We start from the raw sequence: 14,953 nt of genomic DNA, 5'->3' as shown, positions 1-14,953 counted from the left end.
AAATGAGTCTTCGATGAGCTTTGAACCTGCAAAATACCCGACGCTTGCCCTCGCAAGCACGGTGCAAGAATTACGTTTGCTACCGAAAGAGAGTCTGCCAAAACTCTGTGACGAGCTGCGCCAGTATCTGCTCGACAGCGTTAGCCGCTCCAGCGGTCATTTTGCTTCCGGCCTCGGCGTGGTTGAGCTCACCGTTGCGCTGCATTATGTCTACAACACGCCGTTCGATCATCTGGTGTGGGACGTTGGCCATCAGGCCTATCCGCATAAAATCCTGACCGGCCGCCGTGACCGTATCGGCACCATCCGCCAGAAAAATGGCCTGCACCCGTTCCCGTGGCGTGATGAGAGCGAGTACGACGTGCTGAATGTCGGCCACTCCTCAACCTCAATCAGTGCAGGTCTGGGCATGGCAGTCGCCGCCGGCAAAGAGGGCAAAGGCCGCCGTACCGCCTGCGTGATAGGCGATGGGGCGATCACTGCCGGGATGGCGTTCGAAGCGATGAACCATGCAGGCGATATCAAAGCCGACCTGCTGGTGGTGCTGAACGACAATGAGATGTCGATTTCAGAAAACGTGGGGGCGCTTAACAACCGTCTGGCACAGATCCTCTCCGGCAAGACCTATTCCCGCCTGCGTGAAGGCGGTAAAAAGGTGCTCGGCGGCCTGCCGCCGATCAAAGAGCTGGTGAAGCGCACCGAAGAGCACCTGAAAGGTATGGTGGTGCCGGGAACGCTGTTTGAGGAACTGGGCTTTAACTATATCGGCCCGGTCGACGGCCATGACGTGCTGGCGCTGGTGCAGACCTTAAGCAATATGCGCGCGCTCAAAGGCCCGCAGTTCCTGCATATCATGACCAAAAAAGGCAAGGGCTATGCCCCGGCCGAAAAAGATCCGATTAGCTGGCACGCGGTACCTAAATTTGACCCGGCCAGCGGCCTGCTGCCAAAAAGCGCCGACGGTCTGCCAAGCTACTCTAAAATTTTCGGCCAGTGGCTGAGTGAAACCGCCGCGGAAGACAGCAAGCTGATGGCGGTCACCCCGGCGATGCGCGAAGGTTCCGGTATGGTGAGCTTCTCGCGCGACTATCCGCAGCAATATTTCGACGTGGCAATTGCCGAGCAGCATGCGGTGACGTTCGCTGCGGGCCTGGCAATTGGCGGCTACAAGCCGGTAGTGGCGATCTACTCCACCTTCCTGCAGCGCGCCTACGATCAGCTGATCCACGATGTGGCAATCCAGAAACTGCCGGTGCTGTTTGCCATTGACCGCGGCGGCATCGTCGGCGCCGACGGGCAGACGCACCAGGGTGCCTTCGACATCGCGTTCCTGCGCTGCATTCCGAACATGGTGATCATGACGCCAAGCGATGAGAACGAGTGCCGCCAGATGCTGTTCACCGGTTACCACCACAGCAGCGGGCCAAGCGCAGTGCGCTATCCGCGTGGCACCGGCACCGGGGCCCCCCTCGAACCGCTGGCATCATTGCCGCTGGGTAAAGGCCGCGTGCTGAGCCGCGGTGAAAAACTGGCGATCCTCAACTTCGGTACGCTGCTGCCTGAAGCCCGCGCGGCGGCTGAAGCCCTGAATGCCACGCTGGTGGATATGCGCTTTGTTAAGCCGCTCGACGAGGCGTTAATCCTTGAGCTGGCTGGCAGTCATGAAGCCCTGATCACCCTGGAAGAAGGGGCGATCAAAGGCGGTGCCGGTAGCGGCGTCAATGAACTGCTGATGGCAAAACGTCAGCCGGTTCCCGTGTTGAATATCGGCCTGCCGGATGAGTTTATTCCACAGGGCACCCAGGACGAGATCCGCGTAGATTATCAACTGGATGCCGCCGGTATCCAGCAGCAGATCGCCGACTGGCTGGCGCAGTAACTCCCCTTCGGCTCCCCCGCGGGGGAGCCTGTCACCTGCTATGCTTAGGGTAAATCACCAGCAGGAGCGACCCGAATGAAAACCCTTAAGTTAGCCAATACCGACCTGACCGTCTCCCGCCTGTGCCTCGGTTGCATGACCTATGGTGAGCCCGATCGCGGCCGCCATGCCTGGACACTGCCGGAAGAGAGCAGCCGCCCGCTGATCAAGCAGGCGCTGGAAGCCGGGATCAATTTTTTCGACACCGCCAACAGCTACTCGGACGGCAGCAGCGAGGAGATCGTCGGCCGCGCCCTGCGTGACTTCGCCCGCCGCGATGAGGTCGTCGTCGCCACTAAGGTCTATTTCCCGATGAGCAATCTTTCCGGCGGGCTGTCGCGCGCCAATATTTTGCAGTCGATAGACGACAGCCTTGAACGTCTCGGTATGGATCATGTCGACCTGCTACAAATTCACCGCTGGGACTACGACACGCCGCTGGAAGAGACGCTGGAGGCGCTGCATGACGTGGTGCAGTCCGGCAAAGCGCGCTATATCGGTGCCTCTTCCATGCATCCCGAGCAGTTTGACCGCGCGCTGCATACGGCGGACAGCAACGGCTGGACGCGGTTTGTCAGCATGCAGGATCAGTACAACCTGATCCAGCGCGAGGAGGAGCGGGAAATGCACCCTCTGTGCCTGAAAGAGAACATTGCGGTGCTGCCGTGGAGCCCGCTGGCGCGAGGTCGCCTGACGCGCCCGTGGGGGGAAACCACCGCCCGCTCCGTCTCTGATGAATATGGCGCCACGCTTTACAGCCAAAGTGAACAGAATGACGCTGAGATTGCCGAACGGCTGGCCAATATCGCCAGCGATAAAGGCGTCAGCCGGGCGCAGGTTGCACTCGCCTGGCTGCTGAGCAAACCGGTCGTCACCGCGCCGATTATCGGCGCATCGCGCAGCGAACAGCTGGCCGACCTGGTGAAAGCGGTAGAGGTGGAGTTAACGCAGGAAGAGATTTTCGAGCTGGAGAGCGTGTATCAGCCGCACAGCGTGGTGGGATTCGAGTAACGGATAACGGCGTATCGCGTGAGGGTCGGGCATGCCCGACCCGGAACATTTAGAGCGGCCAGTAGTGCGCGGCCGCAAACAAAATTCCTGCTGAGATCACCCCGGCGATAATATCATCCACCATGATCCCCATACCGCCGTGCACGTTACGGTCGAACCAGCGGATTGGCCACGGCTTCCAGATATCCAGCACGCGGAAAACCACAAAACCGGCCAGTACCCACTGCCAGCTGTTAACCGGGATCGCCATCAGCGTGATCCACATGCCGATAAACTCATCCCAGACAATGCTCCCGTGATCGTGCACGCCCATATCTTTCGCCGTGCGGTGACACAGGTAGACACCAATGCAGATCCCCAGCAGTACCACCAGTGAATAGAGGTCCTGTGGCAGGAAGCTCATCAGATACCAGAGCGGTATTGCGGCAACGGAACCCACGGTGCCCGGCATCCACGGGCTTAAACCGCTGCCAAACCCGGTCGCCAGCAGGTGCCACGGGTTACTCATCTTCAGGCGACTTTTCGCCACATCCTTAGCGCGTGCCAAAATGGTCAAATCCTTTCAGGTTGAACTCTACCGGCTTGTCGTTCTGCAACAGCGTCAGGCCTTCCGACTGCGGAGCAATCTGACCGATGCAGGTGAACGGCACGCCATGATAGCCCAGCGCCACGTCCAGCGCGCCGCGGTTAATTTCCGGTACCGTGAAGCACAGCTCATAATCCTCGCCACCGCTCAGCGCCCAGCGGATAGCCTGCTGCGGCTCGAAGTGCTGCTTCATCGCCGCAGAGAGCGGCAGCGCGTCCAGATTAAGGCGTGCGCCACAGTCGCTGGCTTTGAGAATATGGCCGAGATCGGAGATCAGTCCATCAGAAAGATCGATAGCCGAGCTGGCGAGATCGCGCAGCGCCTGGCCCTGCAAAATGCGCGGCATCGGGCGCAGATGGCGCTTGATCAACGCTTCGTGCGCCGCCGGATCGTTAATTTTCACGTGGTGCTGCAGCAGTTCCAGCCCCGCCGCGCTGTCACCCAGCGTGCCGGTCACGTAGATCCAGTCACCGACGCGTGCGCCGCTGCGCTTCAGCGCTCTGCCCTGCGGCACCAGGCCGTGGATGCCCAGCGTCATGCTGAGTGGGCCACGCGTGGTATCACCGCCGACCAGCTGCATATCGTAGTAGTCGAGCAGTTCAAACAGGCTGTCGCTGAAATCCTTGAGCCACTCTTCGTTAATTTCCGGTAGCGTCAGTGCCAGCGTTAACCAGGCAGGATCGGCCCCCATCGCCGCGAGATCGCTTAAATTGACGGCCAGGGCTTTGTAACCGAGATCGGCGGGGTGGATGTCGCGCAGGAAGTGAACCCCTTCCACCAGCGTGTCGGTGCTGATAGCCAGAGTCTGTTTTTCAGGTACGCTGAGTAGCGCACAGTCATCGCCGATGCCTTTTTCCACATCGCGACGGGAGCTTGTCACGCGGTCAAAGTAACGCGCGATCAGTTCAAATTCGCCACATGCCATAGTGCATTCCGGGAGTATAAAAGAAGAGGCCGGGTTAGCGGCCTCAGAGAATTATTTGCGGTTTGGGCGGATCTGCGGAGCGGCTTTATCCAGCACGCCGTTGACAAACTTATGGCTGTCTTCAGCGCCGAACACTTTGGCCAGCTCGATCCCCTCATTGATCGCCACTTTATAGGGAACGTCTGCACGCTTGCTGAGTTCAAACAGTGAGATACGCAGAACGGCCAGTTCAACCTGTCCCAGCTCTTCCAGCTGGCGCGACAGGTAAGGTTTCATCAGGCCGTCGAGGTATGCACTGTTAGTTGCAACGCCGCCGACCAGCTCACGGAAGTAAGTAATATCGACGTCTTTGACGTCCTGTTCCGCCAGAAACTGGTATTCGACATCAGCGATGTCGTTTTTGGAGATTTGCCAGGAGTAAAGTGCCTGAACAGCACATTCACGGGCGCGGCGACGAGCAGCAGGTTTCACGAAATTCCCCTTAAAATCAGGCTTTGATGGCTTTCAATACGTTAATCATTTCCAGAGCGGTCAGGGCTGCTTCAGCACCTTTATTACCCGCTTTGGTTCCGGCGCGTTCAATGGCCTGCTCGATGCTTTCCGTCGTCAGCACGCCAAAGGCAACCGGGATATCGCTGTTCATGGCAACGCTGGCCAGGCCAGAACTGGCCTCACCTGCCACATATTCGAAATGAGCAGTACCGCCACGGATCACCGTGCCCAGTGCCACAATCGCATCATGCTTACCGGCTTTCGCCACGGCACGTGCAGTCATTGGCAGTTCGTAAGCGCCCGGAACCCAGATGACGGTGATGTTTTCATCTTTCACCTGGCCGATACGCTTCAGGGCATCGATGGCACCGCTCAGCAGGCTGTCGTTGATAAAGTTGTTGAAACGCGCAATAACCAGGGCAACGCGCGCGTCAGGGGTAGCAACAGCAGCTTCAATAACGTTCATAATCTTCCTTTCAGGGTTCTGTTTGGCCCCGCAGGGGGGCGGATTCTATCACACTCTTCGGCGCTCTGCTTGTTTTTGCAGAAACCGTCATAACGGGCTCAGCGTGAGGCGTAAATCAGGCCCCAGCTGACGAATATCACTAAAGGTAAAGGCCGGGGCGGCGGCCAGCTGCTGCAAGCCCGGCAGGTGGCACAGGCCACGCCCGGCATCGCCCAGCAGCTTCGGCGCCAGGTAGACGATCAGCTCGTCTACCACACCGGCCTGCAGCAGCGCCCCGGCAAACTGTGCTCCGGCCTCCACCCAGACGCTATTAATCTGTTTTCTGCCGAGCAGCATCATCATCGACACCAGATCGAGGCGATCGTGATGACGCGGCACGCAAAACTGCGTCACGTTCTCCGGCCAGCTTTGCTCGTCACACTGCGTGCGTGCCAGCCAGGTTTCCCCCGATTGTGCAATCAATCGGTGCCCGGGCATGACGCGATTCTGGCTGTCGACGATAATTCTCACCGGCTGACGCAGCAGCTCGGGCGGGTATTCCGCCTGCGTGCCGCTGTCCAGCTCGTCGTACCGCACGGTCAGGGAAGGATTATCCGCCAGCACCGTGGCGCTGGTGCTGAGGATAGCCGAGCTCTGCGCGCGCAGCCGCTGCACATCGCGCCGCGCCTCGGGTGAGGTGATCCACTGACTTTCGCCGCTGGCCATTGCCGTACGGCCATCCAGCGATGCCCCCAGCTTAAGCTGCACCCACGGGAACCCGGTGCGCATGCGCTTGAGAAAGCCACGGTTCAGCGCTTCCGCTTCCTGCATCATCAACCCGTGGCTGACCTCAATACCCGCCTGCTGCAAACGATAAAGACCGCGGCCCGCCACTTCCGGGTTTGGGTCCTGCATGGCGGCAACCACCCGGCTGACGCCCGCGGCAATCAGGGCATCACAGCACGGCGGCGTGCGTCCGTGGTGGCTGCACGGTTCCAGCGTGACGTAAGCGGTGGCCCCTTTGGCACGATCTCCTGCCATACGCAGGGCATGCACCTCCGCGTGCGGTTCACCGGCGCGCAGGTGATAGCCCTCGCCGACGATGGCGCCATCGCGCACGATCACGCAGCCGACGTTAGGGTTCGGCGTAGTGGTAAAGCGGCCGCGACGCGCCAGTTCCAGCGCGCGCGCCATGTAGATTTCATCACGCATCGCGTCAGTCCTGTAAGCGGGCAATCTCTTCGCCAAATTCACGAATGTCTTCGAAGCTGCGGTAAACCGAAGCAAAGCGGATATAGGCAACTTTATCCAGTTTTTTTAGCTCATCCATTACCAGCCCACCGATAAGCTTGCTGGCAACTTCGCGTTCACCGGTGGCGCGCAGCTGGCTTTTAATGTGGCTGAGGGCGGTTTCTACCGCGTCGGAATTGACCGGGCGCTTCTCCAGCGCCTTCATCAGCCCGCTGCGCAGCTTGTCTTCGTTGAACGGTTCGCGCACATCATTGCTCTTGACCACGCGCGGCATCACCAGCTCCGCCACTTCAAACGTGGTAAAGCGCTCGTGACACACCAGGCACTGACGACGACGGCGCACGGAGGTGCCTTCCCCGACCAGGCGGGAATCGATCACTTTGGTATCGACGGCGGAACAGAATGGGCAATGCATGTCGCGTCCTGATAATCCTGAAAATTAGCGGTTAGTGTACCGCGATCGTGTCCTGCTGCCAAAGCCGGCTCGGTAATTACGCACCAATTTTATCGGTCTTGCGCAACAAAACAGAGGATTTATCTGCGGGCGGTTAAGACGCGTTTGCTCTAAGATAAAGTGAATCGGTTTAATCACAAGGAAATGAACAATGACAACGGCTTATCTCAGACTTTCGCTGGTCAGTTCTCTGCTGCTTTTGGCAGGGTGTGCCGCTACGCCGCCGCAGCCGAAAATCAGTCAGCTGCATAATGAGGTCGGAAAGCTGAGCCAGGAGATGCGCCAGCTGACGAATCAGGCCAGCGCACTGGAAAGGCAGGGTAATCTCAATAGCGGCTCAGCGCAGGGTGCCTGGCTGTTACCCGCAGCAAAAACCGGCGTGGTATTGAAAAGCCAGGCCGGTGACCTCAAGCTGTCGCTAAGCCATGTGGAGGCGGAAGCCAACGGCACGCGCGCGATCCTGCAAATTCATGCCACCAATGACGCCCCGCTCCCTGCCTTCACTGCCGAAGTGGAATGGGGCGAGCTGGACGCCGCCACCGGCAAACCCCTCACCGTCAACAGCCAGTCACAGCAGATTCAGGTCGACAGCGCGCTGCTGCCTAAGAGTGAAGAAACTGTCTCGCTGCGCCTGAGCAACCTGCCGCCGGAGCAGCTGGGCTATGTGCGCATCCATGATGTGGTAGTGAAAACCGCGCCATAAAAAAAGCCGCATCATCCGATGCAGCTTTTTTGTCGGGGCGGACCTCTTTTTCGGTCCGCCCGCTCTGGCTCCCAACCCGTCTGGTTAAGGCAGAATCGAAGGCTGATCTGCGCCCTCTTTTTCCACTTTCTGCTGCAGCATGTGCTCACGTTTCATACCCAACTTCAATGCCAGCGCCGAAGCCACATAGATTGAAGACACGGTACCAATGGAAACACCGATCAGCATGGTCAGCGAGAAGCCTTCCAGCAGCGCACCGCCGAAGATAAACAGCATCAGCACCACCACCAGCGTGGTGGCAGAGGTCATGATGGTACGGCTCAGCGTCTGCGTCAGCGAGACGTTGACGATATCGTAAGGCGTGCCGCGACGGATCTTGCGGAAGTTCTCACGGATACGGTCCGATACCACGATACTGTCGTTCAGCGAGTAGCCGATAACCGACATCAGCGACGCCACGATGGTCAGGTCAATCTCAATGTGGAACAGTGAGAGTATCCCCATGGTGATCACCACGTCGTGCGCCAGGGCCAGTACCGCCCCCAGTGCCAGACGCCATTCGAAGCGGAAGCCAACGTAAATCAGGATGGCAATCAAAGCCACCAGCAGCGCCATACCGCCCGCCTGCGCCAGATCGCTACCCACGCTCGGGCCGACGAACTCAATACGCTTAACGGTGGCATTCTGCTGGCTGGCCTGGTTGATGATAGTCACCACCTTGTTGCCCAGCTCCTGACCGGCATTGCCTTCGTTTGGCGACATGCGAACCAGCACGTCGCGGCTGCTGCCGAAGTTCTGCACCTGCGGGTCGACGAAGCCGGATTTCTCCAGCGCGCCGCGCAGCTGCTCGATATCAGCCGGTTTTTCCAGGGTAATTTCAATCACCGTACCACCGGTGAAGTCCAGACCCCAGTTAAACCCTTTCAGGCCCATAATCAGGCAGGAAGCGATCAGCAGCAGCCCCGAAAGAGTAAAGGCCACTTTGTCCCAGCGCATAAAGTCATGGACTTTACGGCCGTAGTTCAGTTGTTCAACGCTATAGTCCTGTGCCACATCGCACTCCTCAGATAGACAGCTTGTTGATGCGTTTGCCGCCGTACAACAGGTTTACGATGGCGCGGGTACCGACAATGGCAGTAAACATTGAGGTCACAACGCCGATGGCGGTGGTGATCGCAAAGCCTTTAATCGAGCCGGTGCCCACAGCGTACAGAATGATCGCGGTAATCAGCGTCGTGACGTTGGCATCAATAATACTGGAGAACGCGCCTTTATAGCCTTCATGGATCGCCTGCTGAATGGATCGCCCATTCTTCAGCTCTTCCTTGATACGTTCGTTAATCAGTACGTTGGCATCAACGGCTACCGCCAGCGTTAACACGATACCGGCAATACCCGGCATGGTCAGCGTTGCGCCCGGCAGCAGTGACATGATTCCGACAATCAATACCAGGTTCGCCACCAGTGCAGAGGTCGCAATCACACCGAACTTACGGTAGTAAACCACCATAAAGACGATGGAAGCGATCAGGCCCCACAGGCAGGCTTCCAGACCCTGAGTGATGTTCTGCGCACCCATGGTTGGACCAATGGTACGTTCTTCCACAATCTGGATTGGCGCAATCAACGCACCGGCACGCAGCAGCAGCGACAGCTGACGGGCCTCATTCGGGTTGTTGATACCGGTAATACGGAAGCTGTTACCCAGTCGGGACTGGATGTTCGCCACGTTAATCACCTCTTCCTGCTTCGCCAGAATGGCACGGCCGTTAGCATCTTTCTTCCCGCTGTCTTTGTACTCAACAAACAGGGTTGCCATCGCTTTGCCGACGCTGTCCTTGGTGAAGTTGGACATGATGTTACCGCCAGCGCTGTCCAGGGAGATATTAACCTGAGGCTGGTTGTATTCATCGGTGCTTGAGGTGGAGTCGGTAATATGGTCACCGGTGAGGATCACACGTTTGTACAGCACCACTGGCTGGCCATCACGCATGTCTTTCACTTCAGAGTCACCCGGTACGCGGCCGTTAGCTGCAGCGGTGGCATCCACGCTGGTGTTAACCAGACGGAATTCCAGCGTCGCTGTCGCGCCGAGGATCTCTTTAGCACGTGCCGTATCCTGAATACCCGGCAGTTCAACCACGATACGGTCAGAACCCTGACGCTGTACCAGTGGTTCCGCTACGCCAAGCTGATTAACACGGTTACGCAGAATGTTGATGTTCTGCTGAACCGCATATTCACGCGCTTCACGCATACGCTCATCGCTCATTACCGCCGTCAGGGCATTGCTGCCGCTGCTGTTGATAACCATATCGCGATGGCGGCCGGTCAGATAACTCACCGCTTCGTCACGTGCGCCTGCGTCGCGGAAACGAATTTCCAGACCGTAGTTGTCGGTCTTGCGCACGTTAACATAAGGAATATTTTTATCACGCAGATCGCTACGCAGGTTGTCGATGTTCTGCTCCTGGAGTTTACCCAGAGCGGTATCCATATCGACTTCCATCAGGAAGTGAACGCCGCCGCGCAGATCGAGACCGAGTTTCATCGGCTCTGCGGCCAGCATCGCGAGCCAGGTTGGAGTAGCCGGGGCGAGGTTAAGCGCCACTACGTAATTCTCGCCAAGAGCCTGCATAATCGCTTCACGCGCGCGCAGCTGCACGTCGGTATTCGCGAAACGCGCCAGAATAGCGCCATTTTCCAGTGCCAGTGATTTGCTCTGGATATTATCTTGTTTTAATGCATTCTGGATCTGAACCAGCGTTTGCTCACTGGCGGCGCTTCCGCGCGCACCAGTGACCTGAACAGCCGGATCCTCACCATACAGGTTGGGCAGTGCATACAGCAGACCGACGAGTAATACGACGATCAGCATGATGTACTTCCACAAAGGATAACGGTTTAACACGGCAGTTCCCTTAGGGAAATCAAAAGATTACAGCGCCTTCATGGTACCTTTCGGCAGAACGGCAGCTACGAAGTCACGTTTGACTACAACTTCAGTGGTATCGTTCAGTGCGATAGCAACATAGCCAGTTTCAGCTACTTTGGTCACGCGACCGACCAGGCCACCGGTCGTCAGCACTTCATCACCCTTAGAGATAGAGTCCATCAGTTTCTTGTGCTCTTTTGCACGTTTCTGCTGTGGGCGCAGGATCATGAAGTAGAAAATCAGGCCAAATACCACCAGCATGATCACCAGAGAATAAGGACTTCCCTGAGATGGAGCTGCGGCTGCCACGGCATCAGAAGTGAAAAAGCTCATTAAATTTCCCTCATTGTTTAATTATCAGACGGCAATGGCGGAACCGCCAGCCCCGTCCGTTGGTAGAATTCGGTCACGAAGTGCTCTAACTTACCTTCTTCGATAGCCTGGCGTAAACCGGCCATCAGGCGCTGATAGTAACGCAGATTGTGGATGGTGTTCAGACGCGCACCCAAAATTTCGTTACAGCGATCAAGATGATACAGGTATGCACGGCTGTAATTGCGACAGGTGTAGCAATCACACTCAGCATCCAGCGGCGACGTGTCATCTTTGTACTTCGCGTTGCGGATTTTTACCACCCCGTCGGTCACAAACAGATGGCCGTTACGCGCATTACGCGTCGGCATCACACAGTCAAACATATCAATACCGCGACGGACGCCTTCCACCAGATCCTGTGGCTTACCGACGCCCATCAGATAGCGCGGTTTATCCTGCGGAAGCTGCGGGCAGACGTGCTCCAGAATACGGTGCATATCTTCCTTTGGCTCACCGACCGCCAGGCCGCCCACAGCGTACCCATCAAAGCCAATCTCTACCAGTCCTTTAACTGACACATCTCGTAAATCTTCGTAAACACTGCCCTGGATTATGCCAAATAAGGCATTTTTATTCCCTAAGGAATCAAAGCGATCGCGGCTACGTTGCGCCCAGCGCAGCGACATCTCCATCGAACGCTTCGCGTAATCCCAGTCGGCCGGGTACGGTGTGCATTCATCGAAAATCATTACGATATCAGAGCCGAGATCGTACTGAATTTCCATCGATTTTTCAGGATCGAGGAAGATCGCATCGCCGTTAATCGGGTTGCGGAAGTGCACGCCCTTTTCGGTGATCTTACGAATGTCGCCCAGGCTGAAGACCTGGAAGCCGCCGGAGTCAGTCAGGATCGGCCCTTTCCACTGCATAAAGTCGTGCAGGTCGCCGTGCAATTTCATGATCTCCTGACCTGGACGCAACCATAAATGGAAGGTGTTGCCGAGGATGATCTGCGCACCGGTATCCTGTACTTCTTCCGGAGTCATGCCTTTTACGGTGCCGTAAGTGCCCACGGGCATAAATGCCGGGGTTTCTACCACGCCACGGTCAAAGACCAGGCGGCCACGACGCGCGCGGCCGTCAGTTGTGTCTAATTCAAACTTCACATTGCCTCCACCGGATAAACAGTCCGATGCAAATGGTTATAAAGGACGGGAGTGTCCCGTCCAGGGAGATTACTGGCCCGGGATCTCGGCGTAGGCCTCAGGATTTCGGGTGATAAACATGGCATCGCCATAGCTGAAGAAACGGTACTGCTCTGCCACCGCCTGCTGATAAGCATGCATGGTGTGCCGATAACCGGCAAACGCCGATACCAGCATAATCAGCGTTGATTCTGGCAGGTGGAAATTGGTCACCAGCGCGTCAATCACCTGGTAGTGATAGCCAGGGTAGATAAAGATTTTGGTATCGCCGAAGAACGGGGCAATCAGCGCGTTCTCTGCCGCCTGCGCCGCGCTTTCCAGCGAGCGTACCGAGGTAGTGCCAACCGCGATCACCCGGTTGCCACGCGCCTTACAGGCCAGCACCGCATCGACCACCTCCTGCGGCACTTCGGCGTATTCGGCATGCATAATGTGATCTTCAATACTGTCGACGCGTACCGGCTGGAAAGTGCCCGCCCCGACGTGCAGGGTGACGAAAGCCGTCTCAATCCCCTTCTCACGCAGCGCTTCCAACAGCGGCTCATCAAAGTGCAGGCCGGCGGTTGGGGCTGCCACCGCACCCGGCTTCTGGCTGTAAACCGTCTGGTACAGTTCGCGGTCGGCATCTTCATCCGGGCGATCGATGTACGGCGGCAGCGGCATATGTCCGATGGCGTTAAGGATATCCAGCACCGGGCGCGCATCGTTAAATTCAATTTCAAACAGCGCATCGTGACGGGCAACCATTGTCGCCTGCACGCTCTCATCGTCGCCCAGCAGCAGCGCTGTGCCCGGCTTTGGCGCTTTTGAAGAGCGCACGTGGGCCAGCACGCGAGTGTCATCAAGCATGCGTTCAATCAGCACTTCAATCTTGCCGCCGCTGGCCTTGCGGCCAAAAATACGCGCCGGGATCACCCGCGTATTATTAAATACCAGCAGGTCGCCTGGATTGAGTTTGTGCAATAAATCGGTGAAAACCCCGTGCGACAGCGCACCGTCCGGGCCGTTAAGGCTCAGCAGGCGGCAACCGCTGCGCTGAGCCTGCGGGTAGTGGGCAATCAAAGATTCAGGTAACTCAAAGGTAAAATCGGCAACGCGCATGATCATTCACAGTCTGGGAAATCAGGGCGCACATTCTAGCTGAAAACTGACCATAGCTAAACAATCTGCGTAAACTCTGCGAAAAGTGGGATAGAATCATCTCATGAACTATCTTGCACACCTTCACCTTGCCCACCTGGCCGACAGCTCACTGCTTGGTAATCTGATGGCCGATTGCGTTCGCGGCAACCCCTATCCGCAGTGGCCGGAACCGATCGCTGACGGCATCGCGATGCATCGCCGCGTTGATGTGATGACCGACTCTCTGCCGGAGGTTCGTGCGGCGCGCCAGTTTTTCCGCACGGAAACCCGCCGCGTCGCGCCGATTACGCTGGATGTCATCTGGGACCACTTTCTGTCATTACACTGGGATAAACTGGTGCCGGAAATTTCCCTGCCAGATTTTTTAGGTGATGCCAGAAATGTGATCGCCCCGAAATTAGCCAGCACGCCGGAGTCCTTCCAGAATCTTAACCGCTATTTATGGCAGGACCGCTGGATGGAGCGCTACGCGGAGGCCGCTTATTTGCAAAAGGTGCTGCGCGGCATGGCCAGCCGTCGCCCACGGCTGGCGGCACTGGCAGAGAGCTACCAGGATTTCATTGATAACTATCAACGGCTTGAAGATTTTTTCTGGCAGTTCTATCCGCGCATGATGGCGCAGGCAGTGCTGAAAGCGCTGTAAACAGGCGAGCGCAGTTTTACACCTTGCCCTTTTTGTAAAAAAGGTTATTGTATGAAACTGCTTTATTATTCAAAGATTTTTGATAGGTACAGCCTATCTCAATAATCGGCGTTTATCGCTGGTTAGCAGCGTGACGCAGATCATATACTGCCTGCGTCTTGTCCCCTTATTTCAACTTACTTCTACAGGAGTGAACATGGTCCTGGTAACTCGTCCAGCCCCTGATTTTACCGCCGCAGCTGTGCTGGGCAACGGTGAGATCGTAGAAAACTTCAACTTTAAAAAACACACCGCTGGTAAAGCCACCGTTGTGTTCTTTTGGCCAATGGACTTCACCTTCGTCTGCCCTTCTGAGCTGATCGCTTTCGACAAGCGTTATGCAGAATTCCAGAAGCGCGGCGTGGAAGTAGTCGGCGTTTCCTTCGACTCAGAGTTCGTGCACAACGCATGGCGCAAAACGCCAGTTGATAAAGGCGGCATCGGCGAAGTTCAGTACGCGATGGTTGCTGACATCAAACGTGAAATCCAGAAAGCTTACGGCATCGAGCACCCGGATGCGGGCGTTGCTCTGCGTGGTTCTTTCCTGATCGACAAAGCCGGTGTGGTTCGCCACCAGGTTGTTAACGATCTGCCACTGGGCCGTAACGTTGATGAAATGCTGCGCATGGTTGACGCGCTGCAGTTCCACGAAGAGCACGGCGAAGTGTGCCCGGCTCAGTGGGAAAAAGGAAAAGAAGGTATGGGCGCATCTCCAGAAGGTGTGGCTAAGTACCTGTCCGAGAACGCAACTAAGCTGTAATTGCTGGCGTTTTCAAAAAAGCTCGCTTCGGCGGGCTTTTTTTTCGCCCGTGCTTTACTCTCTCCCCACCTCTTATGTCCCTTTTGATGCTGAAAATTTGCCATCATATCTGTCGAATAGCGCGTTCC

General features: G+C 56.9%; 16 protein-coding genes. 5 read left to right on the top strand and 11 right to left on the bottom strand.

Annotated features, from left to right (window positions below; translation table 11 throughout):
* Window positions 1–13 precede the first annotated feature (13 nt).
* Both dxs and QLG07_RS13890 read left to right on the top strand, forming a co-directional pair.
* The gene (gene dxs, locus QLG07_RS13895; protein ID WP_048916955.1) at window positions 14–1,879 is read left to right on the top strand and encodes a 1-deoxy-D-xylulose-5-phosphate synthase; all 1,866 of its coding nucleotides are present in this window, start codon (window positions 14–16) and stop codon (window positions 1,877–1,879) included.
* A 75-nt stretch (window positions 1,880–1,954) separates the two neighbouring features.
* Window positions 1,955–2,929, top strand: coding sequence for an aldo/keto reductase (locus QLG07_RS13890; RefSeq protein WP_282469455.1), 975 nt, complete (start codon window positions 1,955–1,957; stop codon window positions 2,927–2,929).
* A 49-nt stretch (window positions 2,930–2,978) separates the two neighbouring features.
* Here the strand turns inward: QLG07_RS13890 and pgpA are convergent, their stop codons facing one another.
* From pgpA to nrdR, 6 genes are all read right to left on the bottom strand, one after another.
* On the bottom strand, window positions 2,979–3,485 hold the full coding sequence (gene pgpA / locus QLG07_RS13885) for a phosphatidylglycerophosphatase A (RefSeq protein ID WP_099754249.1): 507 nt from the start codon (window positions 3,483–3,485) through the stop codon (window positions 2,979–2,981).
* Window positions 3,463–4,440, bottom strand: coding sequence for a thiamine-phosphate kinase (gene thiL / locus QLG07_RS13880; RefSeq protein WP_253538590.1), 978 nt, complete (start codon window positions 4,438–4,440; stop codon window positions 3,463–3,465). Before thiL ends, pgpA begins: the two co-directional genes overlap by 23 nt.
* A 51-nt stretch (window positions 4,441–4,491) precedes the next feature.
* Entirely contained in the window at window positions 4,492–4,911 is a 420-nt protein-coding gene (gene nusB, locus QLG07_RS13875) for a transcription antitermination factor NusB (protein WP_048916958.1), read from the bottom strand.
* A gap of 16 nt (window positions 4,912–4,927) precedes the next feature.
* Complete coding sequence (ribE, locus tag QLG07_RS13870) at window positions 4,928–5,398, bottom strand: 6,7-dimethyl-8-ribityllumazine synthase (protein ID WP_048916959.1); 471 nt, start codon at window positions 5,396–5,398, stop codon at window positions 4,928–4,930.
* A gap of 87 nt (window positions 5,399–5,485) precedes the next feature.
* The gene (gene ribD, locus QLG07_RS13865; protein ID WP_191149991.1) at window positions 5,486–6,589 is read right to left on the bottom strand and encodes a bifunctional diaminohydroxyphosphoribosylaminopyrimidine deaminase/5-amino-6-(5-phosphoribosylamino)uracil reductase RibD; all 1,104 of its coding nucleotides are present in this window, start codon (window positions 6,587–6,589) and stop codon (window positions 5,486–5,488) included.
* Between the two features lie 4 nt (window positions 6,590–6,593).
* Window positions 6,594–7,043, bottom strand: a complete 450-nt coding sequence (gene nrdR / locus QLG07_RS13860) for a transcriptional regulator NrdR (RefSeq protein WP_048916961.1) — start codon at window positions 7,041–7,043, stop codon at window positions 6,594–6,596.
* Between the two features lie 190 nt (window positions 7,044–7,233).
* On the opposite strand from nrdR, the gene QLG07_RS13855 reads away from it, so the two are divergent.
* Window positions 7,234–7,785, top strand: a complete 552-nt coding sequence (locus QLG07_RS13855) for a DUF3251 domain-containing protein (RefSeq protein ID WP_048916962.1) — start codon at window positions 7,234–7,236, stop codon at window positions 7,783–7,785.
* Window positions 7,786–7,869: 84 nt separating this feature from the next.
* On the opposite strand, the gene secF is transcribed toward QLG07_RS13855, so the two are convergent.
* From secF to queA, 5 genes are all read right to left on the bottom strand, one after another.
* On the bottom strand, window positions 7,870–8,838 hold the full coding sequence (secF, locus tag QLG07_RS13850; protein WP_048916963.1) for a protein translocase subunit SecF: 969 nt from the start codon (window positions 8,836–8,838) through the stop codon (window positions 7,870–7,872).
* A 10-nt stretch (window positions 8,839–8,848) separates the two neighbouring features.
* Window positions 8,849–10,696 carry a protein translocase subunit SecD gene (gene secD, locus QLG07_RS13845; RefSeq protein WP_099754246.1) on the bottom strand — a complete coding sequence of 616 codons (1,848 nt, stop codon included), beginning with the start codon at window positions 10,694–10,696 and terminating at the stop codon, window positions 8,849–8,851.
* Between the two features lie 27 nt (window positions 10,697–10,723).
* Entirely contained in the window at window positions 10,724–11,053 is a 330-nt protein-coding gene (yajC, locus tag QLG07_RS13840; RefSeq protein ID WP_048916965.1) for a preprotein translocase subunit YajC, read from the bottom strand.
* 17 nt (window positions 11,054–11,070) lie between these two features.
* Window positions 11,071–12,201, bottom strand: a complete 1,131-nt coding sequence (gene tgt, locus QLG07_RS13835) for a tRNA guanosine(34) transglycosylase Tgt (protein WP_048916966.1) — start codon at window positions 12,199–12,201, stop codon at window positions 11,071–11,073.
* Window positions 12,202–12,270: 69 nt separating this feature from the next.
* Window positions 12,271–13,341, bottom strand: a complete 1,071-nt coding sequence (queA, locus tag QLG07_RS13830; protein WP_099754251.1) for a tRNA preQ1(34) S-adenosylmethionine ribosyltransferase-isomerase QueA — start codon at window positions 13,339–13,341, stop codon at window positions 12,271–12,273.
* A gap of 103 nt (window positions 13,342–13,444) precedes the next feature.
* Here queA and QLG07_RS13825 point away from each other — a divergent pair, with 103 nt between their 5' ends.
* Window positions 13,445–14,026, top strand: coding sequence for an ACP phosphodiesterase (locus tag QLG07_RS13825; protein WP_048916967.1), 582 nt, complete (start codon window positions 13,445–13,447; stop codon window positions 14,024–14,026).
* Window positions 14,027–14,222: 196 nt separating this feature from the next.
* Window positions 14,223–14,825, top strand: a complete 603-nt coding sequence (locus QLG07_RS13820; protein ID WP_048916968.1) for a peroxiredoxin C — start codon at window positions 14,223–14,225, stop codon at window positions 14,823–14,825.
* The last annotated feature ends 128 nt before the right edge of the window (window positions 14,826–14,953 follow it).

Origin of the sequence: Erwinia sp. V90_4, assembly GCF_029967685.1 — a bacterium.
Lineage (GTDB): Bacteria > Pseudomonadota > Gammaproteobacteria > Enterobacterales > Enterobacteriaceae > Erwinia > Erwinia aphidicola.
The sequence above is the reverse complement of the archived record's forward strand: the minus strand, read 5'-3'. Positions and strand labels throughout refer to the sequence as shown.

Excerpts from the sequence above, each read along its gene's own strand:
- yajC (WP_048916965.1), bottom strand. The coding sequence starts at position 11,053 with ATGAGCTTTTTCACTTCTGATGCCGTGGCAGCCGCAGCTCCATCTCAG.
- QLG07_RS13820 (WP_048916968.1), top strand. The coding sequence starts at position 14,223 with ATGGTCCTGGTAACTCGTCCAGCCCCTGATTTTACCGCCGCAGCTGTG.
- ribE (WP_048916959.1), bottom strand. The coding sequence starts at position 5,398 with ATGAACGTTATTGAAGCTGCTGTTGCTACCCCTGACGCGCGCGTTGCC.
- queA (WP_099754251.1), bottom strand. The coding sequence starts at position 13,341 with ATGCGCGTTGCCGATTTTACCTTTGAGTTACCTGAATCTTTGATTGCC.
- ribD (WP_191149991.1), bottom strand. The coding sequence starts at position 6,589 with ATGCGTGATGAAATCTACATGGCGCGCGCGCTGGAACTGGCGCGTCGC.
- nrdR (WP_048916961.1), bottom strand. The coding sequence starts at position 7,043 with ATGCATTGCCCATTCTGTTCCGCCGTCGATACCAAAGTGATCGATTCC.
- QLG07_RS13855 (WP_048916962.1), top strand. The coding sequence starts at position 7,234 with ATGACAACGGCTTATCTCAGACTTTCGCTGGTCAGTTCTCTGCTGCTT.
- QLG07_RS13825 (WP_048916967.1), top strand. The coding sequence starts at position 13,445 with ATGAACTATCTTGCACACCTTCACCTTGCCCACCTGGCCGACAGCTCA.
- dxs (WP_048916955.1), top strand. The coding sequence starts at position 14 with ATGAGCTTTGAACCTGCAAAATACCCGACGCTTGCCCTCGCAAGCACG.
- thiL (WP_253538590.1), bottom strand. The coding sequence starts at position 4,440 with ATGGCATGTGGCGAATTTGAACTGATCGCGCGTTACTTTGACCGCGTG.
- QLG07_RS13890 (WP_282469455.1), top strand. The coding sequence starts at position 1,955 with ATGAAAACCCTTAAGTTAGCCAATACCGACCTGACCGTCTCCCGCCTG.